The following is a 23,879-nucleotide window of genomic DNA, read 5'->3' on the forward strand; positions in this document are numbered from 1 at the left end:
TTCGTGCAGATCCTTCAGGTCGTTCTACAGGTGCTGCTCGGTATCACGAGCCTCCTTCTGACCCTCCTCATCCTTCTTCACCGCGGTCGCGGCGGGGGTCTCTCCGACATGTTCGGCGGAGGTGTCACCTCGAACCTCGGTGCCTCCGGCGTCGCGGAGCGCAACCTTAACCGCATCACCGTGATTCTCGGCCTCATCTGGGTCACGTGCATCGTGGTCCTCGGCCTCATCACCAAATTCGATACCGGAATCTAGGAGAACCCCGTGGCTTCAGGCGGCAGTGCAATTCGTGGGTCCCGGGTGGGCGCAGGCCCGATGGGCGAACAGGATCGGGGCTTCCACGCCGATCGCATCAAGGTCTCCTACTGGGACGCCCTAGGCAACGAGACAGTAAAGTACTTCGCGGCGACGCTGCCCGAAGAAGAGATTCCCGAGACCATCGACTGCCCGTCGTCCGGTCTTCCGGCCGGCCGCGACAAAGAGAACCCGCCCTCGGTGGTCAAGCTCGAGCCCTACAAGACGCACCTGGCCTATGTCAAAGAGCGTCGCACCGAAGAAGAGGCTGCGCAGCTTCTCGAAGACGCGCTGACGCAGCTTCGCGCGAGACGCGGCACGACGACGGCCTCATAGCTCCTCGCATAGGCATAGACAACGAGAAAGCCCCCTGGCAGTGCCAGGGGGCTTTCTCGTTGTCTATGCCCAGATCAGTAGTAGGTGGGCGTGATCAGGTACTCCGGCACCTCGGATGCCGCATCCTTGTCGACGAAGAAGACGGTACGACGGCGTCCTTCTGCACCCGCAACAGGAACCTCGTCGGTGCTGGCGCCAGCGAGGGCGAGGCCGAGCGCCGACGCCTTGTCCGATCCCGCAAGAACGAGCCAGATCCGATCCGAGGACCTGATCACCGGCAGCGTGAGACTCAGGCGCTGCGGCGGAGGCTTGGGGGATTCCCTCACCGCAACCACCGTGGCGCCGGTCACACGAACCGCTTCCTGGCCGGGGAACAGCGACGCGATGTGCCCGTCCGGACCGACTCCGAGAAAGGTGATGTCGAACTTCGGATAGTCCTTGCCATCGCCTGCCTCGAGGAGCTCGAGCGCGTACGCCGCAGCAGCCTCGTCGATGTCTGCGATGTCGTCAGTCGACGGGAACGGGTGCACCTGAGAAGCGGGCACATCGATGTGGTCGAGCAACGCCTCGCGCGCTTGCAGTTCGTTGCGCTCGGGGTCGTTCCGAGAGACGAATCGTTCGTCGCCCCACCAGAAACTCACCCGATTCCAGTCGACGCTGTCTCTGGCAGGCGAGGCGTTGATGGCGGCCAGCACAGCGGTACCGACGGAGCCGCCCGTCAGAACGACGTTGACTGCATCGCGGTCCTCGAGCAGGTCGATGGTCTTGGTGATGAATCGCGCCGCCACAGATCCCGACAGAGAAGCCTTGTCGGGATGGATCAGCACGCGGCGTTCGTTCGTCATCGCCTACCGCGCCTCTGCTGTCGTCGCGGCATCCGCCGGCGTCTCGGAGTTCAGCTCTCCGAGCTCGAGAACGCCTCGGGTGAGAACTTCGCCGTACAGATCGTCGGGGTCGAGCCTGCGCAGTTCCTCGGCGAGGCAGTCCCGGAGCGACCGACGGGGAAGCGCCAGATCGTGCAGCGGCTGGTTGGGCTGAACCAGTGTCGCCACGTTGGGAACCGAGCGCTCGAGTTCGATGACGCCGGACGAACGCGAGAGCTTGACCCCGTGAATGCCGCTGGAGCCGTTGGCGCGAGACGAGATGCCATAGTCGACCGGAACCTGCAGCTGATGACGCAGCCACGCGGCGAGCAGCAGGGTCGAAGGGGAATCCGACGCGCCAGAGACCTCGATGGCCGTGACAGGTTCGAAGGGCGGCTGGTCGAGAACGGCGGCGAGCTGAGCACGCCAGAGCGTGAGCCGCGTCCAGGCGAAGTCCGTGTCTCCGGGGGAGTAGTTGCTCGACAGCGTGCGCAGAGTCTCGTTCGGGTTGGTGCTGTTCGACGAGTCGGTGATGCGGCGCTGTGCGATGCGGCCCAGGTCGGATGTCGACGGCGATTCGGGCGCGTCGCCCGGCCACCACACGACGACGGGAGCATCGGGCAGGAGCAGGCCCGTGACCAGACCCTCCTCGTCGCTCGACGCTGCGCCGTAGGCCTTCAGCAGAATGACCTCGCTCGCGCCGGCGTCGCCGCCCACGCGAATCTGCGCATCCAGTCGTGCACCGCGGCCCGACTTGACGCCGTCATCGGCGTCGGTCGATACCACGATGACGCGCATGGGGTGCTCGCGCGACGCGTCGTTGGCCGCCTCGATGGCGTCTTCCTCTTGGCCGAGCGCGGTGCGGATGACCAGAGTCAGAACACGGCCGAGGGCGACAGCGCCACCCTCTTCGCGAATCTTGACGAGGGCCTTCGAGACCTTGCTTGTATTGGTGTCGGGCAGATCGACGATCATGGTCGCCTCCAGGTTCTTCCGTCGCGGGCGAGCATCTCGTCTGCGGAGTCGGGGCCCCAGGTTCCGGGGCGATACTGATCGGGCTGCCCCTGGGTGGTCCAGAACTCCTCGATGGGGTCGAGGATCTTCCAGGAGAGTTCGACCTCTTCCTGGCGGGGGAACAGCGGCGGGTCTCCGAGGAGGACGTCGAGGATGAGACGCTCGTAGGCCTCGGGGCTCGCCTCGGTGAAGGCGTGGCCGTAGCCGAAGTCCATGGTCACGTCGCGCACCTGCATGCCGGCGCCGGGCACCTTCGATCCGAATCGGATCGTCACGCCCTCGTCGGGCTGGACCCTGATGACAAGCGCGTTCTGGCCCAGGGCCGAGGTCTGGCTGTCAGCGAACAGATACTGCGGTGCTCTCTTGAAGACGACGGCGATCTCGGTCACCCGTCGGCCGAGCCGCTTGCCCGCACGCAGGTAGAAGGGAACACCCGACCAGCGGCGCGTGCCGATGTCGAGCCTCATGGCCGCATAGGTCTCGGTGAGGGATTCGGGGTTCATTCCGTCTTCCTCGAGGAACCCGGTGACTTTTTCTCCGCCCTGCCATCCGCCCGCGTACTGACCGCGTGCGGTGTGCTTGGCCAGATCCTTCGGCAAACGGATGGCGGCGAGCACCTTCTCTTTCTCGGCGCGAAGGTCAGCGGCGTTGAACGAGATCGGCTCTTCCATCGCCGTGAGAGCGAGGAGCTGCAGCAGGTGGTTCTGGATGACGTCGCGGGCTGCGCCGATGCCGTCGTAGTAGCCGGCTCGCCCACCCACTCCGATGTCTTCGGCCATCGTGATCTGCACGTGGTCGACGTAGTTCGAGTTCCAGATGGGCTCGTACAACTGGTTGGCGAAGCGGAGCGCCAGGATGTTCTGGACGGTCTCCTTGCCGAGGTAGTGATCGATACGGAAGACCGAGTCGGGTGCGAAGACCGACTCCACGACATCGTTGAGTTCGCGAGCCGTCTTCAGGTCGCTGCCGAAGGGCTTCTCGATGACGACACGGCGCCACTGGCCCTCTTCCGGGTGCGCGAGCCCCGAACGACGCAGCTGCTCGGTGACCAGCGGGAACGCCTTCGGCGGCACCGACAGGTAGAACGCATAGTTGCCCATGGTTCCTCGTTCGGCATCCAGCGCGTCGATGGTCTCTTTCAGGTGATCGAACGCCTCGTCGTCGCTGAACTCGCCCGAGACGAATCGGATTCCCTCGGACAGCTGACGCCACACATCCTCATCGAACGGGGTGCGCGCATACTCCTTGACGGCATCGTGAACGACCCGCTCGAAGTCCTGGTCCTCCCAGTCGCGGCGGGCGAATCCGATGAGCGAGAAGCCGGGGGGAAGAAGACCGCGATTCGCGAGGTCGTAGACAGCCGGCATCAGCTTCTTGCGTGACAGGTCGCCTGTCACGCCGAAGATGACGAGGCCGCTCGGGCCCGCAATTCGGTTGAGCCGCCGATCCGAGGGGATTCTGAGCGGGTTGTATTCCGGAGTGATTTCTACCGGTGGCATGAAACTCCTTGAGACCTTCTGGGTCGACGGGTTACTTCGGCGCTAGAACAGCGCGGAGAACTGAATGGGTACGGTGCGGACCGTCGGGCGAGCCGCTCATGAGAATCTCGCAGGTGGTCTGGGGGGGGGGGAGACGAGGGCCGGATCGACCTTCCGGGCGGCGGGTACAACCGCGCCGGGAAGGTCGATCCGGACACTCACTTGGAGGACTCGAGCGCCGTTGTGACCGTCTCAAGAAGTTCGTTCCACGAGACGATGAACTTGTCGACGCCCTCGGTCTCGAGCAACTCGGTGACCTCGGCATACGAGATGCCCTGAGCCGCGATCGCGTCGAGGACCTTGTTGGCCGCAGCGTACGAACCGGTGATGGTGTCGCCGGTGATCACGCCGTGGTCGAACGTCGCGTCGAGGGTCTTCTCCGGCATCGTGTTGACGACCTCGGGAGCGACGAGCTCGGTGACATAGGTCGTGTCGGGCACGGCCGGGTCCTTGACGCCGGTGGATGCCCACAAGGGGCGCTGCTTGTTGGCTCCGGCCGCGAGAAGTCCCGCTGCGCGCTCTGTCGAGAACGCCTGCTCGTAGACCTCGTAAGCGAGCTGGGCGTTCGCGACGCCCGCTTTGCTCTTGAGGGCCAGGGCCTCGTCGGTGCCGATCGCCACGAGACGCTTGTCGATCTCGGTGTCGACGCGCGACACGAAGAACGACGCGACGCTGTGGATCTTCGACAGGTCGATGCCGGCGGCCTTGGCACGCTCGAGGCCCGAGAGGTAGGCGTTGATGACGTCGCGGTACCGAGCGAGGCTGAAGATCAGCGTCACGTTGACACTGATTCCCGCCGCGATCGTCTCTGTGATGGCTTCGAGTCCCGCGATCGTCGCGGGAATCTTGATCAGGACGTTCTCTTTCGCGACCTTCTCGAAGAGTTCCTTCGCCTGCTTCGTCGTTCCTGCGGCGTCGTTCGCCAGTCCTGGCTCGACCTCGATCGAGACCCGGCCGTCGAAGCCGTTCGTGGCGTCGTAGATCGGGCGGAAGATGTCGCAGCCATTCGCGACGTCCTGAGTGGTGATCTCGAAGACGGCCTCGGTGACGTTCTTGCCCGCCTTAGCGAGCTCGGCGACCTGCGCCGCGTACGACTCACCATTGGTGAGCGCGGCGGCGAAGATCGAGGGGTTGGTGGTGACACCGACGACGTTCTTCTCGGCGATCAGCTTCTCGAGTCCGCCGGATGTGATGCGCTCGCGCGACAGGTCGTCGAGCCAGATGCTGACGCCGGCTGCAGAGAGCTGGGCGGTGGGTGTTGTATCGGTCATGTACGTACTCCTTGAAGTTTCGTGTGGTCTAGAGCGACGAGATCGAGAGCTTGGCCGCTTCGACGGCGTGCTCGGTCGTGATGCCGAACTCGCGGAACAGCGTCTGATAGTCGGCGGAGGCGCCGAAGTGCTCGATCGAGACGCTCTTTCCGTGGTCGCCGACGTAGGAGCGCCAGGTCAGGTCGAGGCCGGCCTCGATCGAGACACGGGCCTTGACGCCTGCGGGAAGAACCGACTCGCGGTATTCCGCGCTCTGCTCTTCGAACCACTCGAGGCTCGGTGCCGACACGACGCGGGCGTTGATGCCCTCGTTCTTGAGCAGCTCGCGTGCCTCGACGGCGATCTGTACTTCGGAGCCGGTCGCGATGAAGATCACGTCTGGCGTGCCGTTCGGCGCCTCGGCCAACACGTACGCACCCTTCGCGACGTTCTTCGCCGAAGCGAAGGTCTCACCGCTCGCCTCGCCGTCGCCACGCTCGAACACGGGGATGTTCTGGCGTGTCAGTGCGATTCCCGCGGGTCCGTTGCGACGCTCGAGGATCGTCTTCCAGGCGTAGGCGACCTCGTTGGCGTCACCGGGACGCACGATGTCGAGGCCCGGGATGGCGCGGAGTGTTGCGAGCTGCTCGATCGGCTGGTGGGTCGGTCCGTCTTCTCCGAGCGCGACAGAGTCGTGCGTCCACACGTAGATGGCGGGCGACTTCATCAGGGCGGCGAGCCTGACGGCCGGACGCATGTAGTCGCTGAAGATGAGGAACGTTCCACCGAACGGGCGCGTGTTGCCGTGCAGCACGATTCCGTTGAGGATCGCGCCCATGGCGTGCTCACGGATGCCGAAGTGCAGGACCCGACCGTACGGGTTTCCTGTCCACTCGTGCGTCGAGTGCTCGGCAGGAATGAAGGATGCTCCGGACTCGATGGTCGTGTTGTTCGACTCTGCGAGGTCGGCGGATCCGCCCCAGAACTCGGGCATGATCGGCGCGATCGCGTTGATGACCTTGCCGGATGCGGCGCGGGTAGAGACGGCTTTGCCCGCTTCGAACACCGGCAGAGCCTCTTCGAGACCCTCGGGCACGGCGCCCGAGAGCACGCGGTCGAGGAGGACCTTCTTATCGGGGTTGGCCGCGGCCCAGGCGTCGAACGCCTCGTTCCATTCGGCATGCTCGGCCTGACCGCGCGTGACGGCGCCACGGGTGTGAGCGATGACCTCGTCGGAGACCTCGAAGCTCTGCTCGGGGTCGAAGCCGAGAACCTCCTTGAGGCCCTTCAGCTCCTCGGCGCCCAGGGCCGATCCGTGGATCTTTCCGGTGTTCTGCTTCTTCGGCGACGGCCATCCGATGATGGTCTTCAGAATGATGAGCGACGGCTTGCTCGTCTCGGCCTTAGCGGCCTCGATCGCGGTAAACAGCGCCTCGACGTCTTCGACGTACTCGCCCGTCTTCTTCCAGTCGACCACCTGCACGTGCCAGTGGTATGCCTCATAGCGCGCACGCACGTCTTCGGTGAAGGCGATGTTCGTGTCGTCTTCGATCGAGATCTGGTTGCTGTCGTAGATCGCGATGAGATTGCCGAGCTGCTGATGTCCGGCGAGCGACGATGCCTCGCTCGTGACGCCTTCCTGCAGGTCGCCATCTCCGGCGATGGTGTAGATGAAGTGATCGAAGGGGCTCGTGCCCGCTTCAGCCTCAGGGTCGAAGAGGCCACGCTCGAAGCGCGACGCGTAGGCGAAGCCCACGGCCGAGGAGAGTCCCTGTCCGAGCGGGCCGGTCGTGATCTCGACGCCGTCAGTGTGGCCGTACTCGGGGTGCCCGGGCGTGAGTGAGCCCCAGGTGCGGAGTGCCTTGAGATCGTCGAGCTCGAGGCCGTAGCCACCGAGATACAACTGGATGTACTGCGTCAGCGAGCTGTGGCCGACCGACAGGATGAAGCGGTCGCGACCGATCCACGCGTTGTCGCTCGGGTCGCGTCGCATGACCTTCTGGAAAAGCAGGTACGCGGCGGGGGCAAGGCTGATGGCCGTTCCCGGATGCCCGTTTCCTACCTTCTCGACGGCGTCAGCCGCAAGAACTTTCGCCGTGGATACGGCCTGGTCGTCAATGGGAGTCCATTGGAATGATGCCACGAGGAATAAGCCCCTTCTTAGTTGCAGACCGGGCAGATTTGCCCGTCAGGCGCCGTGTTGCTATCGGCAGCAGGGAGAACCGCGTGAGAGACCGGCGAATGACAACCAGTGCACGGTACGTCTTGGGCACTGTGGACATGGCTTCTCCGCTAGAAAGACACGCAGGAAACACCGACTGCTGTGTCGCCGCTACAAGTATAGGGAATCACGCGCTCAGCGTGACTCCTCCTCGACAAACTCGCGTAACCCTGCCACTACCAGGTTGTGATCGTCGATCTGGGGAAGGCCCGAGACGGTCACCACGGCGACCATCCCGACACCTTTGACCGACACAGGGAATCCGCCTCCGTGTGCCGCATACGACATCTGGTCGAACCATCCTTCGTTCTCGATGCGCTTACCTGCGATCTTCGGACGAGTGCCGAGCAGAAGCGACGGAATCCCGTAGCGCTCCACCGAGCGCGCTTTTCGGGCTATCCAGACGTCATTGTCGGCCTGCGCACCCTCCAAAGCCGCGTGGAACAGAATCTGCTCTCCTCGGCGAATGTCGATGGCGATCGGAAACGATCCTTCGGTCCCTCGTCGCACCAGAATAAGACCCAGCCGCAGGGCATCCGGTGGCCCGAAAGCATCGAGTTGCAGCTCAGCCACCTCGTCTTCGATGCGCGCGGCAAGGGCCGCGAATTCTTCTGGAGTGGCGGGTTCGCGTGCGGACATGAGTGTCACGGTATCTGCTCCGGGCGATCGACGAGTACCGATCGCCTAGACTGGTTCGGGATCGCGCGCGCCCCGCGCGGGGCCCGGCAACAGTCTGAGGAGCAATGAACGTCGCTGTAGAGGGCCGCATCGAAAAGCGGCATATCAGCCTGTCGGCGAAAGCCAAGGCCTACGTCGCATTGACGAAGCCCCGGGTGATCGAGCTCCTTCTCGTGACGACGGCTCCGGTGATGATCCTGGCGCAGAACGGGATTCCGGATCTCTGGCTCGTCGTCGCCACCCTGGTCGGCGGCGCCCTGAGCGCCGGAAGCGCTGGCGCGTTCAACTGCTACATCGACCGCGATATCGACCGCGTCATGAAGCGCACACAGGGGCGTCCACTCGTCACCGGCGAACTCACAGACCGCGAAGCCCTCGTCTTCGCGTGGGTCATCGGCGTGGCATCCATCGTCTGGCTGGCCATCTTCGCCAACTTCCTCGCTGCGGCACTGTCTCTCGTCGCGATCCTGCTCTACGTGTTCCTCTACACGGTCTGGCTGAAGCGCCGCACGTCGCAGAACATCGTCTGGGGCGGCATCGCCGGGTGCATGCCGGTGCTCATCGGATGGGCGGCCGTCACGCACTCGCTCAGCTGGACCCCCTTCATCCTCTTCGGCGTCGTGTTCCTGTGGACGCCGCCGCACTACTGGCCTCTGTCGATGAAATACCGCGACGAGTACAAGGCGGCCAACGTGCCTATGCTCGCCGTGGTGCGCGGTCGCGCCGTCGTCGGACTCCAGACGATCCTGTACGCGTGGGCCACGGTGGCCTGTTCGCTGCTCCTGATCCCGGTGGCCCCGATGGGAATCGTCTACAGCGTCGTCGCACTCGCTTCGGGCGCCTGGTTCATCTATGAGACGCACCGTCTCTACAACCGCGCCATCCACGGGCACGAGGTCAAGCCGATGCGTGTCTTCCACGCGTCGATCAGCTACCTCACGCTCGTCTTCCTCGCGGTCGCCATCGATCCGCTGCTCCCGTTCTAAACGTCTCGCTCTCTGAGAGAGACGAAGCCAGCCGCGGGCGGCGTACTCGACCAGCGAAGAGGGATCGGGCGACCTACAGGCGCTGACCCGCAGAGCTGAGTTCCCACGGGTCATCCACGGCCTCGGGGGCATTCGCCGACGAACGCAGTGAGAGCACAACAGCCGTCATCGCTGCGACGAGCAGTCCTGCGAGCACCATGTGGATTCCGACCAGGAGCGGGGGCAGACCAAGCCGCGCCTGGGTCAAGCCGACGACGACCTGCACGGCTTCGATCAAGAGCAGAGCGAGCGCCCAGCGCCGAACGTCGAGCTTCAGCGCCCATGCGGCCGCAACGAGCACCAGGGTGAGGCCCAGCAGTACGTAGGCCGGCCAGCTGTGGAAGTGCTGAAGCAATTCGGCGTCGAGGCCGTTGCGGGGCGTCTTCTCGTCGCCCGCGTGCGGGCCGGACCCGGTTGTCAGGATGCCGATGACAACCGTGATGGCCACGAACAGCGATGCGGTGTGAGCGACGATCAGATACCAGAGGGGCGCGATGCGTCGAGCTCCACGCGGCCCTCGGTACACGCGGTAGACGAGGATCGTCGCATTGATCACGAGCAGGATCGAGATCACGAAGTGCACCCCGACGATGTAGGGATTGAGTCCGGTCAGAACGGTGATGCCGCCGATGACGGCTTGCAGCGGAATCGACAGACCCTGCAGCAGCGTCAGCACGAAGAGGTCTCTGCGCTCCGTCCAGTAGCGCACGACGGCGGCGAATACCGCGACCACGATCAGAGCGAGTACGAACGTGAGCATGCGGTTCGCGAACTCGATGACCCCGTGGATACCCATCTCGGGCGTCGAGACAAACGACGTGTCGGTGCACCGCGGCCATGTGGGGCATCCAAGCCCCGACCCGGTCAGTCGAACCGCTCCACCTGTGCCGATGAGTATCACCTGGAATACGAGCGAGAGCCAGGCCAGAATCCGCACCGGACGGCTGACGGAGGTGGGCAGGAGTGCGATGAGTCGCTTCACGAGCGGGAGAGTTCCTTGTCAAGACTTGTCGGCGAAAAGGTCAGCTATCTACTTTCTGGCAGGCATTGCCTGTAGAATCTGAAAGTTGTAGAAATCCGCGTTCGAACGCGTTTTGCGCATATCGCCCAGCGTCGGGCGGGGCTCACGCCCCCAGACCTCAGTACATTCTAAGTACGGGTGTTCTCCCCACGAGAACGTGATCAGGCAATCATTTCGGTGATCGGTGCCGAATCACATAAATGCCCCGGTCTGGAATGCCTGCCGCTGACCGCGGGTTGAGATCAACGAGGAAGGGAGAAAGTCATGTCTGACGTACTAATCGACCGTCCGGAACTCGAAAACCTGGGGGTTTACGAATTCGGTTGGTCCGACTCCGATGCGGCGGGTGCCGTCGCGAAACGCGGGGTCGATGCCGACGTCGTCAAGGGCATCTCCGCCCTCAAGAGCGAACCCGAATGGATGCTGAAGAACCGTCTCAAGGGGCTCCAGCTCTTCGAGCGCAAGCCGATGCCCACCTGGGGAGCGGACCTCTCCGGGATCGACTTCGACAACATCAAGTACTTCGTGCGGTCGACCGAGAAGCAGGCGACCACCTGGGACGACCTGCCCGACGACATCAAGAACACCTACGAGCGCCTCGGCATCCCCGAGGCCGAGCGTCAGCGACTCGTCTCGGGCGTCGCCGCTCAGTACGAGTCCGAGGTCGTCTACCACACCATCCGCGAAGACCTCGAGGCCCAGGGCGTCATCTTCATGGACACCGACACGGCACTGCGCGAGCACCCCGAGTTCTTCACCGAGTACTTCGGCACGGTGATCCCTGCTGGCGACAACAAGTTCGCCGCGCTGAACACGGCCGTCTGGTCGGGCGGATCGTTCGTCTACGTGCCCAAGAACGTGCATGTCGAGATCCCGCTGCAGGCCTACTTCCGCATCAACACCGAGAACATGGGCCAGTTCGAGCGCACGTTGATCATCGCCGACGAGGGCAGCTACGTCCACTACATCGAGGGCTGCACCGCCCCGATCTACAAGTCCGACTCGCTGCACTCCGCCGTCGTGGAGATCATCGTGAAGAAGAACGCCCGCGTTCGCTACACGACGATCCAGAACTGGTCGAACAACGTCTACAACCTCGTGACCAAGCGTGCCATCGCCCACGAGGGAGCCACCATGGAGTGGATCGACGGCAACATCGGTTCGAAGGTCACCATGAAGTACCCGTCGATCTACCTGGTCGGCGAGCACGCCAAGGGCGAGACGCTCTCCGTCGCCTTTGCCGGCCCCGGCCAGCACCAGGACGCGGGCGCCAAGATGATCCACATGGCGCCGTACACGCAGTCGTCGATCGTGTCGAAGTCCATCGCTCGAGGCGGAGGCCGCGCGGGCTACCGCGGCGAGGTCCGCATGGCTGAGAACGCGCATCACTCCGCGAACACGGTGCGCTGCGATGCTCTCCTGGTCGATACCCAGTCGCGCTCCGACACCTACCCGGCCATCGACATCCGCGTCGACGATGTGCAGCTCGGCCACGAGGCCACCGTCTCGCGTGTCAGCGAGGAGCAGCTCTTCTACCTGATGAGCCGCGGGCTGCCCGAAGACGAGGCGATGGCCATGATCGTGCGCGGCTTCATCGAGCCGATCGCCCGCGAACTCCCGATGGAGTACGCACTCGAACTCAACAAGCTCATCGAGATGGGCATGGAAGGCAGTGTCGGCTAGATGTCCGCAGCACCAACAGCGAACACCGGACTCATCGAGACCGATCAACACGGCATGAAGGCGCACTCCGACGGCGGCGACGCCTACGTTCCCGTGCAGTCACGGGCCGAGCGCTTCACGTCTACATCCGTCGACGACTTCGAGAAGGTCACCGGATTCGAGCTCGAGTGGAAGCTCACGCCGATCGCCCGTGTCACCGCTCTCACCGAGGGTGAACTCGACGGTTCGGCACCCGCCACCGTTCTTCCCGAGGGCGTCCCCGGCGTCACCGCCAGCTGGGTCGACCGATCGGATGCGCGAATCGGCACGGCCGGCGCGCCCGAAGAGCGTGCCAGCGCGAACGCATGGTCGTCTTTCGAGAAGGCTCTCGCCATCGATGTCTCGGGCGAAGAACTGCACGAATATCGCGTGATCCGCTCTGAGCTCGGGCAGACGCCCAGGGCAGCGCACACCGTGATCACGGCGGCGCCCTTCAGCCAGGGCCTCGTCATCCTCAGCAATTCCGGCGACGCGCAGCTCTCCGAGAACGTGGAGATCGTCGTCGGCGAGCAGGCACAGCTCACGGTCGTCACCGTTCAGGAGTGGACCGACGAGAGCAATCACCTCGCCAGCCACTTCGCCCGCGTCGGGCGTGACGCGCGGCTGCGGCACATCGTCATCAGCCTCGGCGGGGGAGTCGTGCGGGTCAACCCGTCGATCCACCTCGTCGAGACCGGAGCAGACGGCAGCGCGTTCGGCGCCTACTTCGCCGACGCCGGCCAGCACCTCGAACAGCGCGTCTACATCGACCACGTCGCGGCTCAGACCAAGAGCCGCGTCAAGTACAAGGGCGCCCTCCAGGGCGCCACCGCCCGCTCAGTGTGGGTGGGCGATGTGCTGATCGGACCGCACGCGACCGGCACAGACAGCTACGAGGAGAACCGCAACCTGGTGCTCTCCGAGGGACCCCGTGCGGATTCCATTCCGAACCTCGAGATCGAGACCGGCGACATCCAGGGTGCCGGACACGCATCGTCGACGGGCCGCTTCGACGACGAGCAGCTGTTCTACCTTCAGTCCCGAGGCATCCCCGAAGACGAGGCTCGCCGCCTCGTCGTGCGCGGCTTCCTCGCCGAGATCGTCGCCCAGATCGGCTCCGAGCAGGTGGAGTCCGAACTGTCGGCTGCCATCGAAGCCGAGCTGACACGCGCGCAGGGAATCTGAGCCGTGGCCGCCGAACTCATCTGCAACGTATCCGACCTGACCCCGAACGAAGCGGTCCGCGTCGTCATCGACAACGTGGCCATCGCCCTCGTCATGGACTCGGCCGGAGAGTGCCACGCCATCGGCGACACGTGCACCCACGGCGATATCTCGCTTGCCGAAGGCTTCGTCGATGGCGAGACGCTTGAATGCTGGGCCCACGGCTCCAAGTTCTCGCTCGCCTCAGGAAAGCCCCTCACCCTCCCGGCCTACGAGCCGGTTCCGGTGTATGAACTCACCATCGTGGATGGCGACGTCTACATCGACCCGACCAAAACGAAAGAGATTGTGTAGCCATGTCGAATCTTGAGATCCGCGATCTCCACGTGAGCGTGGAGACCGAACAGGGAACCAAGCAGATCCTGAAGGGTGTCGATCTGTCGATCGGCGAAGGCGAGACCCACGCGATCATGGGCCCGAACGGCTCCGGCAAGTCCACCCTCGCCTACGCCATCGCCGGACACCCCAAGTACACGGTCGAGAGCGGCTCCGTGAAGCTCGATGGAGAAGAAGTTCTCACCATGACCGTCGACGAGCGTGCTCGCGCGGGACTCTTCCTCGCGATGCAGTATCCCGTCGAGATCCCCGGCGTGAGCGTGTCGAACTTCCTTCGCACGGCGAAGACCGCCATCGACGGCGCTGCTCCGCCCATTCGCGGATGGATCAAAGACCTCGACTCCTCGATGTCGCAGCTGCGCATGGACAAGTCGTTCCGTGAGCGCAACGTCAACGAGGGATTCTCGGGCGGCGAGAAGAAGCGCAACGAGATCCTCCAACTCGAACTGCTGAAGCCGAAGTTCGCCGTCCTCGATGAAACCGACTCCGGTCTCGACGTCGACGCGCTGAAGATCGTGTCCGAGGGCGTCAACCGCGCCAAAGCGAACACCGGCCTCGGCATCCTGCTCATCACGCACTACAACCGCATCCTCAAGTACATCCAGCCCGACTTCGTGCACGTCTTCGTCGCGGGCAAGGTCGTCGAGCAGGGCGGACCGGAGCTCGCCGTGCGCCTCGAGAACGAGGGCTACGACCGCTTCCTCTCGAACGTGAACGTCGGCTCGTAGTCATGGCCTCGACACTCAGCCCGCAGCGCTTCGACGAGATCGAAGACAAGCTGAAAGACGTGATGGACCCGGAGCTCGGCGTCAACATCGTCGACCTCGGATTGATCTACGATCTCGCCTGGGACGACGAGAACGACGCGTTGCTCATCAGCATGACCCTCACCAGCGCCGGATGCCCCCTCACCGATGTGATCGAGGAGGAGACCGCCCAGGCGCTCGACGGCACCGTCGAGCAGTTCCGCATCAACTGGGTCTGGATGCCGCCGTGGGGGCCGGACAAGATCACCGACGACGGCCGCGAGATGATGCGCGCCCTCGGCTTCTCGATGTAGTCGCTCTCCTCCTCCTGCAGCCTCCGATGATGTGAGCGACCCAGGCCCCGACCGTATCGATATCGGATCGGGGCCTTCGTCTGTGCTTCGTGATTCGGGGCGTCCCGAGTTTTATACTGAAGTTCTTCCCCCCAAGCACTCAGCGCGAGAGCGTATGAGAAGAAATGGATTGTGCCTGTGCTGAATGTTCAAGACCTCGAGCTACGGGTCGGCGCACGGGTACTCATGCAAGACGTCTCGTTCCGGGTCGCCGATGGCGACAAGATCGGCCTCGTCGGCCGCAACGGAGCAGGAAAGACGACGCTCACGAAGGTCTTGGCGGGGGAGCAGCTGTCGAATGGCGGCAAGGTCGAGCGCAATGGCGAGATCGGCTACCTTCCTCAGGACCCGAGGTCGGGCAACCCCGAAGATCTGGCCCGCACGCGCATACTCGACGCCCGTGGGCTCGGGCAGCTCGTACTCGGCATGCAGCAGGCGACCGCCGACATGGGAAGCTCAGACCCCAAGATCAGCGCCCAGGGCATGACGAAGTACGGCAATCTCACCGATCGCTTCCTCGCGCTCGGTGGCTACGCCGCCGAGGCGGAGGCCGCGTCGATCGCGTCGAACCTCAACCTGCCCGACCGTATCCTCGACCAGCCGCTCTCGACTCTCTCGGGTGGTCAGCGTCGGCGCATCGAACTCGCCCGCATCCTGTTCTCCGACGCGCGCACGCTGATCCTCGATGAGCCCACGAACCACCTCGATGCCGACAGCGTCGTCTGGCTGCGCGAGTTCCTCAAGGGGTACTCCGGCGGCTTCATCGTGATCAGTCATGACATCGAGCTGGTCGGCGAGACCGTGAACCGCGTCTTCTACCTCGACGCCAACCGCCAGGTCATCGACGTCTACAACATGAACTGGAAGAACTACCTGCGCCAGCGCGCGGCCGATGAGGAGCGCCGCAAAAAGGAGCGCGTCAACGTCGAGAAGAAGGCGTCGGTGCTGCAGCTCCAGGCAGCGAAGTTCGGCGCCAAGGCCTCGAAGGCTGCAGCCGCCCATCAGATGGTGGCCCGCGCAGAGAAGATGCTGTCCGGCCTCGAAGAGGTACGCGCCGTCGACCGCGTTGCAAAGCTGCGCTTCCCGACCCCCGCGCCGTGCGGGAGAACCCCGCTCATGGCATCCAATCTCTCGAAGAGTTACGGATCACTCGAGATCTTCGCGGCGGTCGACCTCGCGATCGACCGTGGGTCGAAGGTCGTCATCCTCGGCCTCAACGGCGCCGGCAAGACGACCCTCCTCCGCATTCTGGGCGGGGCAGACAAGCCCGACACCGGACAGATCGAACCGGGTCACGGGCTCCGCATCGGCTACTACGCGCAGGAGCACGAGACAATCGATGTGAAGCGCAGCGTGCTCGAGAACATGGTGTCGTCGTCGCCGAACATCACCGAGATGGAGGCGCGCCGCGTGCTCGGCTCGTTCCTCTTCACCGGCGATGACTCGCACAAGCCCGCGGGCGTTCTCTCGGGCGGAGAGAAGACGCGACTCGCTCTGGCGATGATCGTGGTATCGGGTGCCAACGTGCTGCTGCTCGACGAGCCCACGAACAACCTCGACCCGGCGAGCCGAGAAGAGATTCTCGATGCCCTTGCTCACTACGAGGGCGCCGTTGTGCTGGTCAGTCACGACGAGGGTGCCGTCGAGGCGCTCAACCCGGAGCGCGTGCTCATCCTGCCCGACGGGGTCGAAGATCACTGGAACAAGGACTACGCCGACCTCATCTCGTTGGCGTGATCACCGCGTGGTCTACCGCTGACGGATTGCTTCGCTCTGCACGGTGAGTCCTGCGATGAGCAGAGACACTCCGAATTCGAACGAGTCGCGTTCGTGACGCGATCGGGACTCGGCATCTGACGGCTTCGCCTCGTGCCGGGCGGTGACGACACCCAGACTGTCGGCTTGAAGTCTCTGCTGCTCGTGAGAGACATGGCCGAGCAGGAAATGCAGAAAAGCCCCAGCCGCGGCTCGTTCGACGCGTTCGTCGAAGTCGCCCAGGTGGATCGCCGCGGTGAGTCTGGTGAGGGCCTCGCCTGCCCCGAGACCGAGCGCTTGCGAGCTCAGCACGACCTCGGCTCCGTCTCTGAACGACAACAGAGCGTCTCGCAGGACTTCGGCTTCGAAGCGCACGGCAGAGGCCCAGTCGGATTCGCCGTGGTCTCTGGCGCGCGCGCCATGCACGATTCGGTCTGATACCGCCGCGAGCAAGGTCTGCTTGTTCTCGAAGTGCCAATACAGAGCGCTCGGCTGCACCGCCAAGGTCGATGCCAGCCGTCGCATCGTCAGATCAGGCAGACCGTGCTCGTCGAGAATCGCGAGGGCGGCCTCGACGACGTCGCCCCGCGAGTGTCGCTGTGATCTTGCTGGAGGGCTGGCATCTGTGGTCATCGTTCCTTCATCGTAACAGCTAACATGAACGGTGTTCAGGTGAACAGTGTTCAGGACGGCAGTGAAGGCGGGATATGTTCAAGCAATCGGCGTGGGATGTACGTGACACGACGCGAGTGGCGGCTTTCGCCGCCCTCATCGCGGTTCTGGGTCTTCCTGGGGCGCTCCCTGTCTTCGGGGGAGCCGTTCCCATCACGCTGCAGACGCTCGGAGTAATGCTGGCCGGAACCATCCTCGGACCCTGGCGCGGCGCAGCCGCAGTGCTCACGTTCGAGGCGTTGGTTCTGGTTGGGCTTCCTCTTCTGTCGGGCGGTCGGGGCGGCGCGGGCGTGTTCGTGGGCCCATCGGCGGGCTATTTGATCGGCTGGATTTTCGGGGTCTTCGTCATCGGCATCATCGCCTTCGCCGGCTCGGGGAGGCCCCACTGGTGGCGCACGGCAGCCGCCTGCATCACGGGCGGCATCCTTGTGGTCTACGCCTTCGGAATTCCGCTACAGGCTCTGGTGACGCGGCTTCCTCTCGCCGAGACAGCGCTGACGAGCACCGTCTTTCTTCCGGGCGACGTCGTCAAGGCCGTGCTCGCAACCGCCATCACTCTTACGCTGTGGCGTGCGTATCCGCGGGCATTCAGCCGCAGACTCACCCAGCGGCAACCTGTTCGTACGGATGTGGCTGCGTGACGGACCCCGGGTCGATCGTCCATGATGGGGGCGTGATCGGCCCTTCCGAGCTGAACGAGCGATTGAGCAGATTCACGGCCGAGAACCACCCGCCAGTAGGCGGCATCTACCCGATACTCGATGGCAACGCGACGGATGCGCTCGTGGCCCTCGTCGCCGTGCGTGAAGCGGGCGGGGTGCCCCTCGTGGGCGACAGCCGCTGGAGCGCCGAGTACTGGGCAGCGGTCAGCTCGCACGCGAAGGCGAAGGACGTCGGGAGTACGACGGCGTGGGCGACTTTCAGCTCGGGAAGCAGCGGCGCGCCCCGAGTGATTCTGCGGTCGGCGGCGTCGTGGAGCGAATCCTTCGCGGCCGTCACGGCACTCCTTGAGCTCACCCCCGACGACGTGGTCTACGTCCCCGCACCGCTGGCCTCTTCGCTGACACTCTTCTCGGTCGCCCACGCACGATCCGTGGGCGCAAGCATCCTTCTTCCCTCTCGGCAGGCGCCGTCGACCGACCATCTCACGCGCGCCACGGTCGTGCATGCGACTCCGCAGTCGTTGCGCGCGATCGCGGACATGATCGAGGGCGGCGCGACGCACACTATTCGAGTTGCGCTTGTCGGCGGTGACCATCTCGATCACGCAGTGAGAAGACGATGCGCGACCCTCGGCATCCGGGTGATCGGGTATTACGGCGCGGCCGAGTTGTCGTTCGTGGCGATCGATGACGACGGGCACGGCCTGCGCCCGTTCCCCGGAGTGCAGACTCGCATTGCGGGTGGAGAACTGTGGGTGAGATCCGCCTTTCTGGCATCCGGCTATCTGGGCGACGAACAAGGACCCTTGCGTGTCGATGGAGAGGGCTGGGGCACCGTCGGAGATCGTGCCGACACGGATTCCTCTGGACGACTGAGGCTTCGAGGCCGCGTCGATGACGCCATTCTCACCAGTTCCGCAACGGTCATTCCGCACGAGGTCGAGGAGGCGTTGCGCGGCATCGCTGGAGTCGACGAGGCCGTGGTGTTCGGACTTCCCAATCAGATAACCGGAGCCCTTGTCGCTGCGCTCGTTCAGATCTCGCCGAGCGGATCGCGCCCGTCGGCAGCACAGCTCCGCGAGCAGGCTGCTGCTCGCCTTCCACTCACTCATATTCCGCGACAGTGGTTCTGCACGGAACACATCCCTCGCACGAGTACGGGCAAGGCTGCCCGATCGCTGATCCGACGTGATGCTCTCGACAAGAAGACTCAGCGCCTTGACTGATCTCGAACTCCCCGTCGTCGTCGCTGCTCGGCGCACCCCGATCACGGTGCGAGGAGGTGGCCTCTCCCGGCTCGGCGCGGAGCAGCTGGCCGGCCCGGTCGTGCACCAGTGTGTCGTCGATGCCGAGGCTGCACTGGGGCGGCGCACGGATATCGGCGACGTCGTCTTGGGCAACTGCATGGGCCCAGGCGGCAACCTCGGCAGGGTCGCCGCTCTGGCAGCCGGCCTCGACCCGAGCGTCCCCGGAATGTCTATCGATCGTCAGTGCGGCAGCGGTCTCTCCGCCATCATCACGGCGGGCGAGGCCATCAGGGCTGGAGATGATCGAATGCGCGTTGCGGGCGGAGTCGAGAGCGCCTCGACGGCGCCGATTCGGCTGCGTGCGGGCACGCCGTACACCCGAGCCCCGTTTGCTCCGAGCGGGTTCCCCGATCCCGAAATGGGACCCGCGGCCGAGGCTCTGGCGCAGACATTCGGCATCGGCAGGGCGCAACAGGACGACTTTGCCTCACGAAGCCATCGACGCGCGCTCGCTGCGCAGGATCGAAAGATGTTCGACGACGAGATCGTCTCCGTGGGCGGGATTGCACACGACGACGGACCTCGCGAAAACATGGAACGGCTTCTCCCGAGATTCGTTCCCCTCTTCTCCGAGCAATCCGCTGGCACCCCCGGTACCGTGACCGCCGGCAACTCCTGCCGAATCTGCGATGGGGCGGCCGCGGTCGCGATGGTACCCTCCTCGGCTCGGCAGGGCGCGCCCGGGCTGGCTCTGGTCGCGGCATCGACGGTCGGATGCGATCCGGCTCTTCCCGGCATCGGCCCCGTGGCCGCGGTGCGCGATGCGCTTCGCATTGCGAATATCGAACTGGCCCGGATCGCGGCCATCGAGATCGTCGAAGCCTTCTCGGCCCAGACGCTCGCGGTACTCGAATCCTTGGGGCTCGCCGACCATCATCGGATCGATCCGCGCGTGTGTGCCGACGGGGGAGCCTTGGCACTCGGGCACCCCTGGGGCGCCTCCGGAGCCGTCAGCGTCGTTCGGCTCTTCTCTCGACTCGTTCGGAGCGATGCACCCGCCGGAACAGTGGGCCTCGCGACCGCGGCCATCGGCGGCGGAATGGGCGTTGCGGCGATCTTCGAGGTCGTCAGATGAACGCCGATCGCCTCATCTCGTTCCGCGCCGTCTCCGTCGACTTCGACAACCGAACCGCCCTCGACGACGTTTCGGTCCTCCTCGATCAGAAACGTATCGCCGTCATAGGATCCAACGGATCAGGCAAGTCGACCTTCGCGCGCCTGCTCAACGGCTTGGCCTCCGCGAGCCGCGGCGAGGTGCGTGTGCACGGAATCGACCCCGTCCGTCAGGGGCGACTGCTGAGGCGTCGGGTGGGATTCATCTTCAGCAATCCCGACAGCCAGATCGTCATGCCCACGGTCGCCGAAGACATCGCGTTCACGCTTCGGGGACGAGGGTTGTCGCGAACGGAGGTCGACGAACGGGTGTCACGCATGATCGACACCTACGGTCTCTCCGGCCATGAGGACTCTCCCGCGCACAGCCTGTCTGGTGGCCAGAAGCAACTCCTGGCCATGAGCTCGGTTCTCGTGGGCGAGCCTGAGCTCATCGTCGCCGACGAGCCCACCGCCCTACTGGATGCCGCGAACACTCGGCGGATCAGCAATCACCTCCTCGACCACATGCCTCAACAACTGGTCCTGGTCACGCACGACCTTCGCCTCGCACGGCGCTGCGATGTCGTGCTCTGGTTCGATCAGGGCCGTCTCTTCAGACAGGGAGATCCCCACACCGTCATCGCCGACTATGAGAGGAACCACGCGTGATAAGCGTCTACAGGTCGGGCACGAGCATCCTTCACCGGCTGCCACCGGGACTCAAGCTGATCGGCTTCATCGGACTGTCTCTCCTTATCGCGGCAACGACCACGCATCTCTTGGAGGTCGTCTCGGCGTCGACGTTCGTCATGACGGGCTACGCGTTGGCGGGGCTGGGAGTGCGGGCTCTTGCGAGTCAGGTTCTCTCGGTCAGATGGGTCGTCATCTTTATGCTCGTACCCCAGTTGCTCTTTCTTCCCGCCCTCGACGCCGTCACCAACACGGCGCGCGTGGTGCTGATCCTCGCTCTTGCGGCCCTGTTCACGATGACGACGCGCATCCCCGATCTTCTCGATGCGGCGGAACGCGCGGCCTCGCCGCTGCGCCGAGTCGGAATACGCCCCGAGAGCGTTGCGCTGCTGCTCGCGCTCAGCATCACCTCTATTCCCGTGATCGCCGGCTTCGCCGCAACAGTGCGTGATGCCCAACGAGCCCGCGGCATTCCTGCCCACCGGGTGAGTTTCGCTGTTCCGCTTCTCATCATGTCGCTGAAGCACGCCGACGACCTCGCCGATGCGGTCAGTTCGAGGGGAATCGAACAATGAAGGTCTGGGGCCAGACTGTCGACGACGAAACACGGTGCGTGCATTACCGAACGCCAAAGGACGTGATCGCCATCAAGTTCGTCTGCTGCGGCCGATACTATCCGTGCCATCTCTGCCATGAAGAAGCAGAGAACCACCCTGCCGAGCAATGGCCGATTCGAGAACGAGACACCAACGCCGTTCTCTGCGGGGTGTGCTCGACCGAACTCACCATCAGCGACTACCTCGCGACAACTCGGTGCCCGCGCTGTGGAGCGCCGTTCAACGAGCGCTGCGGTCTGCACGCACACCTCTATTTCGAGATGTAGCTCGACCAGGTTCAGCGTGTGGCCGACCGGTCGATCAGCTCGTCTTCGATGTCGTTGTCGCTCTTCGCCTTGGCTTTGCGGCGGCGTTCGCGCTCGGCGGCACGCTCCTTCTCCTCCGGGTCGTCGGCGTTCAAGGAGCGGTACTCCTGACGTGCCGCGTACCCGAGGCCGAGGAATCCGAGCAGCGCGAAGACGAACCACTGGAAGGCGTACGACAGGTGGGGGCCTTCGTCCTCCGGGGGACGCGTCTCGAGTTGGCCGGTCTCGGCAGAGGGCGTCTCGCTGGCCAGGTCGCCGTATGCTCCCGTATAGGTCGGCAGGTCGAGTTGCTCCGCGATCGTCGGAAGATCGACGGATGGGATCTCGCCAGCAGCAGCCGATCTTCCCTCGAGCTTCGGCTCGCTCGCCTTCAGCCGCGCGACCACGGTGACCTCTCCCTGAGGGGCGGAAGGGATGTCGTCCGGCTTGTCCTGCTCCTGGCCCGTAGGGAGCCAGCCTCTGTCGACGACGAAGACCGATCCGTCGTCGAGTCGAAACGGCACGAGAAGCTCGAATCCGGGTTGGCCGCCTGACGGGCGGTTACGCACCAGCAATTGCTCCGACTCGAGATAGGAGCCCGTGAGGGAGACGGTCACCCACTTCTGCGACTCGTCGAAGGAATCGAGTCCGTCGAGCACATCGGCCACGGGCCGGGGAACAGCATCGTAGTTGGCGGCCACGCGGTTGTTCTCAGCGAGCGCGTCTGCCCTCCTCGCCAGTTGCCAGCATCCGAGCAGTACGCAGACAAGGGCGAACACCACCGTCAGCGCGAGGTATCCACCCCAGCGCGAACTCAGCAGGAACCGCCAGCCGGTGCTCACGCCGTACCCCGCGCATCCGCCTCGGCTATGACCTCGAGCGGAAACTCGCGAGCGGCGAGGAATTCACGCAGGAACGAGACATGCTCGTCGCATGCCAGCCAGATCTTGCGCCTCGTCTCATCGTGGATCTTCGGGTTGCGCCATTCGATCCGCCAGTCGGATGCCGCACGGCAGCCCGCGCGCGAACACTCCGAGCCCGCAGGCTCGAGTCCGAGACCGATCATTCCGGGCGACCGCCGAAATCACGGGGAGGCCGGGCTCCCGGAATGGCGACGACACCGCCCGGACGGTTCACGACGGACTTCGTGGGGGAGCCGACATTGGCCAGGACAACGGCGAAGTAGGGGAGAACGATGGCACCGATCGCCGGAAGGATCAGCCACCAGCCGTGCAGGAACAGCATCAGAACGATGCAGACGATTCGAATGGTCATGGCGATGCCGTACTTGATCATGCGCGTTCGGCGCTCATCGCCCGGCGAAGGCGGGAGATCGGTGATCGACTGCTGTTTCATGCGCTCGTCTGCTCGGGTTCGTTGGCCGGAAGGCTGCACTAAGCCTACGCCGCGTGCGCACCTCTTATGCTGGTACGGGCCAGTGATCCGCGCCCCGTATCTAAGGACTCGCTAATGACGACAGCTCGCACCGTACTCATCACCGGCGGAAACCGAGGAATCGGCTACTCCCTCGCCGAGGAATTCATCACCCAGGGGCACCGAGTCGCCGTGACGGCTCGCTCGGGCGAGGGTCCGGAGGGAAGCCTCACGGTCATCGCAGATGTGACGGACTCCGCATCGATAGACCGCGCCTTCACCGAGGTCGAGGCCGCGCTCGGACCGATCGAAGTACTCGTCGCGAACGCTGGCGTCACGAAGGACACTCTTCTGCTTCGGATGACCGAAGACGACTTCACCTCGGTCATCGACACCAATCTCTCTGGCTCATTCCGCGTCATCAAGCGCGCGTCGAAGGGCATGCTCAAGGCGCGTTTCGGTCGAATCATCCTGATCTCGAGCGTCGTCGGCCTCTACGGCTCGCCAGGCCAGGTCAACTACGCCGCCTCGAAGGCCGGCCTGGTCGGAATCGCTCGATCGATCACTCGAGAGCTCGGATCCCGAGGAATCACGGCCAACGTGGTCGCCCCGGGTTTCATCGAGACCGATATGACGGCGGCGCTTCCCGAGGCCACCCAAGCGGAGTACCTCAAGTCGATCCCGGCTGGCCGCTTTGCAACGCCCACCGAGGTGGCCCGGGTCGTCGCGTGGCTCGCCTCGGATGACGCGGGCTACATCTCGGGTGCGGTGATCCCGGTGGACGGCGGCCTCGGAATGGGCCACTGATCGCCGGCTGACTCGA

General features: G+C 64.4%; 27 protein-coding genes. 16 read left to right on the forward strand and 11 right to left on the reverse strand.

Going from position 1 to position 23,879, the window contains the following annotated elements:
* The first annotated feature begins 3 nt into the window (after positions 1–3).
* Positions 4–255: a preprotein translocase subunit SecG gene (secG, locus tag B9Y86_RS11790; RefSeq protein WP_085486164.1), complete on the forward strand. Its 252-nt coding sequence runs from the start codon at positions 4–6 to the stop codon at positions 253–255.
* A 9-nt stretch (positions 256–264) separates the two neighbouring features.
* Entirely contained in the window at positions 265–630 is a 366-nt protein-coding gene (locus B9Y86_RS11795; protein WP_085486166.1) for an RNA polymerase-binding protein RbpA, read from the forward strand.
* Between the two features lie 74 nt (positions 631–704).
* Here B9Y86_RS11795 and pgl read toward each other — a convergent pair whose 3' ends face one another.
* The 6 genes from pgl to B9Y86_RS11825 all read right to left on the reverse strand — a co-directional run bounded on the left by pgl (position 705) and on the right by B9Y86_RS11825 (position 8,155).
* Complete coding sequence (pgl, locus tag B9Y86_RS11800) at positions 705–1,475, reverse strand: 6-phosphogluconolactonase (protein ID WP_085486168.1); 771 nt, start codon at positions 1,473–1,475, stop codon at positions 705–707.
* A 3-nt stretch (positions 1,476–1,478) separates the two neighbouring features.
* A complete protein-coding gene (locus B9Y86_RS11805) occupies positions 1,479–2,468 on the reverse strand; it encodes a glucose-6-phosphate dehydrogenase assembly protein OpcA (RefSeq protein ID WP_085486170.1) in 990 nt (329 codons plus the stop codon).
* The gene (gene zwf / locus B9Y86_RS11810) at positions 2,465–4,006 is read right to left on the reverse strand and encodes a glucose-6-phosphate dehydrogenase (protein ID WP_085486172.1); all 1,542 of its coding nucleotides are present in this window, start codon (positions 4,004–4,006) and stop codon (positions 2,465–2,467) included. Before zwf ends, B9Y86_RS11805 begins: the two co-directional genes overlap by 4 nt.
* 197 nt (positions 4,007–4,203) lie before the next feature.
* A complete protein-coding gene (gene tal / locus B9Y86_RS11815) occupies positions 4,204–5,316 on the reverse strand; it encodes a transaldolase (protein ID WP_085486174.1) in 1,113 nt (370 codons plus the stop codon).
* A 28-nt stretch (positions 5,317–5,344) separates the two neighbouring features.
* Complete coding sequence (gene tkt / locus B9Y86_RS11820; RefSeq protein WP_085486176.1) at positions 5,345–7,438, reverse strand: transketolase; 2,094 nt, start codon at positions 7,436–7,438, stop codon at positions 5,345–5,347.
* Between the two features lie 213 nt (positions 7,439–7,651).
* Positions 7,652–8,155 (reverse strand): heme-degrading domain-containing protein, encoded by a 504-nt coding sequence (locus tag B9Y86_RS11825; RefSeq protein ID WP_085486178.1) that lies wholly within the window; start codon positions 8,153–8,155, stop codon positions 7,652–7,654.
* A 104-nt stretch (positions 8,156–8,259) separates the two neighbouring features.
* Between B9Y86_RS11825 and B9Y86_RS11830 the strand changes: the two genes are divergently transcribed.
* On the forward strand, positions 8,260–9,180 hold the full coding sequence (locus B9Y86_RS11830) for a heme o synthase (protein WP_085486180.1): 921 nt from the start codon (positions 8,260–8,262) through the stop codon (positions 9,178–9,180).
* 73 nt (positions 9,181–9,253) lie between these two features.
* On the opposite strand, the gene B9Y86_RS11835 is transcribed toward B9Y86_RS11830, so the two are convergent.
* On the reverse strand, positions 9,254–10,201 hold the full coding sequence (locus tag B9Y86_RS11835; RefSeq protein WP_085486182.1) for a COX15/CtaA family protein: 948 nt from the start codon (positions 10,199–10,201) through the stop codon (positions 9,254–9,256).
* Between the two features lie 303 nt (positions 10,202–10,504).
* Between B9Y86_RS11835 and sufB the strand changes: the two genes are divergently transcribed.
* From sufB to B9Y86_RS11865, 6 genes are all read left to right on the forward strand, one after another.
* Positions 10,505–11,923 carry a Fe-S cluster assembly protein SufB gene (gene sufB / locus B9Y86_RS11840; protein ID WP_044443358.1) on the forward strand — a complete coding sequence of 473 codons (1,419 nt, stop codon included), beginning with the start codon at positions 10,505–10,507 and terminating at the stop codon, positions 11,921–11,923.
* Complete coding sequence (sufD, locus tag B9Y86_RS11845) at positions 11,924–13,126, forward strand: Fe-S cluster assembly protein SufD (RefSeq protein ID WP_244894736.1); 1,203 nt, start codon at positions 11,924–11,926, stop codon at positions 13,124–13,126.
* Between the two features lie 3 nt (positions 13,127–13,129).
* Entirely contained in the window at positions 13,130–13,459 is a 330-nt protein-coding gene (locus B9Y86_RS11850; RefSeq protein ID WP_055781444.1) for a non-heme iron oxygenase ferredoxin subunit, read from the forward strand.
* 2 nt (positions 13,460–13,461) lie between these two features.
* The gene (gene sufC, locus B9Y86_RS11855; RefSeq protein WP_085486184.1) at positions 13,462–14,229 is read left to right on the forward strand and encodes a Fe-S cluster assembly ATPase SufC; all 768 of its coding nucleotides are present in this window, start codon (positions 13,462–13,464) and stop codon (positions 14,227–14,229) included.
* A 2-nt stretch (positions 14,230–14,231) separates the two neighbouring features.
* A complete protein-coding gene (locus B9Y86_RS11860; protein WP_085486186.1) occupies positions 14,232–14,561 on the forward strand; it encodes a metal-sulfur cluster assembly factor in 330 nt (109 codons plus the stop codon).
* 177 nt (positions 14,562–14,738) lie between these two features.
* Positions 14,739–16,337, forward strand: a complete 1,599-nt coding sequence (locus tag B9Y86_RS11865; RefSeq protein ID WP_085486188.1) for an ABC-F family ATP-binding cassette domain-containing protein — start codon at positions 14,739–14,741, stop codon at positions 16,335–16,337.
* Positions 16,338–16,349: 12 nt separating this feature from the next.
* Here B9Y86_RS11865 and B9Y86_RS11870 read toward each other — a convergent pair whose 3' ends face one another.
* Complete coding sequence (locus tag B9Y86_RS11870; RefSeq protein WP_085486190.1) at positions 16,350–16,988, reverse strand: TetR family transcriptional regulator; 639 nt, start codon at positions 16,986–16,988, stop codon at positions 16,350–16,352.
* Between the two features lie 74 nt (positions 16,989–17,062).
* Here B9Y86_RS11870 and B9Y86_RS11875 point away from each other — a divergent pair, with 74 nt between their 5' ends.
* The 6 genes from B9Y86_RS11875 to B9Y86_RS11900 are packed head-to-tail and all read left to right on the forward strand — an operon-like array spanning position 17,063 to position 21,664.
* Positions 17,063–17,668 (forward strand): biotin transporter BioY, encoded by a 606-nt coding sequence (locus tag B9Y86_RS11875; RefSeq protein ID WP_085486192.1) that lies wholly within the window; start codon positions 17,063–17,065, stop codon positions 17,666–17,668.
* 32 nt (positions 17,669–17,700) lie between these two features.
* Positions 17,701–18,915, forward strand: coding sequence for a class I adenylate-forming enzyme family protein (locus B9Y86_RS11880; RefSeq protein ID WP_244894737.1), 1,215 nt, complete (start codon positions 17,701–17,703; stop codon positions 18,913–18,915).
* Positions 18,908–20,071 carry a thiolase family protein gene (locus B9Y86_RS11885; protein WP_228515457.1) on the forward strand — a complete coding sequence of 388 codons (1,164 nt, stop codon included), beginning with the start codon at positions 18,908–18,910 and terminating at the stop codon, positions 20,069–20,071. The genes B9Y86_RS11880 and B9Y86_RS11885 overlap by 8 nt, the downstream gene beginning before the upstream one ends.
* Positions 20,068–20,760 (forward strand): energy-coupling factor ABC transporter ATP-binding protein, encoded by a 693-nt coding sequence (locus tag B9Y86_RS11890; RefSeq protein ID WP_085486194.1) that lies wholly within the window; start codon positions 20,068–20,070, stop codon positions 20,758–20,760. Before B9Y86_RS11885 ends, B9Y86_RS11890 begins: the two co-directional genes overlap by 4 nt.
* Entirely contained in the window at positions 20,757–21,356 is a 600-nt protein-coding gene (locus B9Y86_RS11895; protein ID WP_085486196.1) for an energy-coupling factor transporter transmembrane component T family protein, read from the forward strand. The genes B9Y86_RS11890 and B9Y86_RS11895 overlap by 4 nt, the downstream gene beginning before the upstream one ends.
* The gene (locus B9Y86_RS11900) at positions 21,353–21,664 is read left to right on the forward strand and encodes a CHY zinc finger protein (RefSeq protein ID WP_085486198.1); all 312 of its coding nucleotides are present in this window, start codon (positions 21,353–21,355) and stop codon (positions 21,662–21,664) included. The genes B9Y86_RS11895 and B9Y86_RS11900 overlap by 4 nt, the downstream gene beginning before the upstream one ends.
* Before the next feature lie 11 nt (positions 21,665–21,675).
* Here B9Y86_RS11900 and B9Y86_RS11905 read toward each other — a convergent pair whose 3' ends face one another.
* The 3 genes from B9Y86_RS11905 to B9Y86_RS11915 are packed head-to-tail and all read right to left on the reverse strand — an operon-like array spanning position 21,676 to position 23,038.
* A complete protein-coding gene (locus B9Y86_RS11905; protein ID WP_085486200.1) occupies positions 21,676–22,524 on the reverse strand; it encodes an SURF1 family cytochrome oxidase biogenesis protein in 849 nt (282 codons plus the stop codon).
* Positions 22,521–22,748 (reverse strand): hypothetical protein, encoded by a 228-nt coding sequence (locus B9Y86_RS11910; protein WP_085486201.1) that lies wholly within the window; start codon positions 22,746–22,748, stop codon positions 22,521–22,523. The genes B9Y86_RS11905 and B9Y86_RS11910 overlap by 4 nt, the downstream gene beginning before the upstream one ends.
* The gene (locus tag B9Y86_RS11915) at positions 22,745–23,038 is read right to left on the reverse strand and encodes a DUF3099 domain-containing protein (RefSeq protein ID WP_085486203.1); all 294 of its coding nucleotides are present in this window, start codon (positions 23,036–23,038) and stop codon (positions 22,745–22,747) included. The genes B9Y86_RS11910 and B9Y86_RS11915 overlap by 4 nt, the downstream gene beginning before the upstream one ends.
* A gap of 114 nt (positions 23,039–23,152) precedes the next feature.
* On the opposite strand from B9Y86_RS11915, the gene B9Y86_RS11920 reads away from it, so the two are divergent.
* Complete coding sequence (locus tag B9Y86_RS11920; RefSeq protein WP_085486205.1) at positions 23,153–23,863, forward strand: beta-ketoacyl-ACP reductase; 711 nt, start codon at positions 23,153–23,155, stop codon at positions 23,861–23,863.
* The last annotated feature ends 16 nt before the right edge of the window (positions 23,864–23,879 follow it).

The sequence above is a fragment of the Agreia pratensis genome, from assembly GCF_900177685.1.
Lineage (GTDB): Bacteria > Actinomycetota > Actinomycetes > Actinomycetales > Microbacteriaceae > Agreia > Agreia pratensis.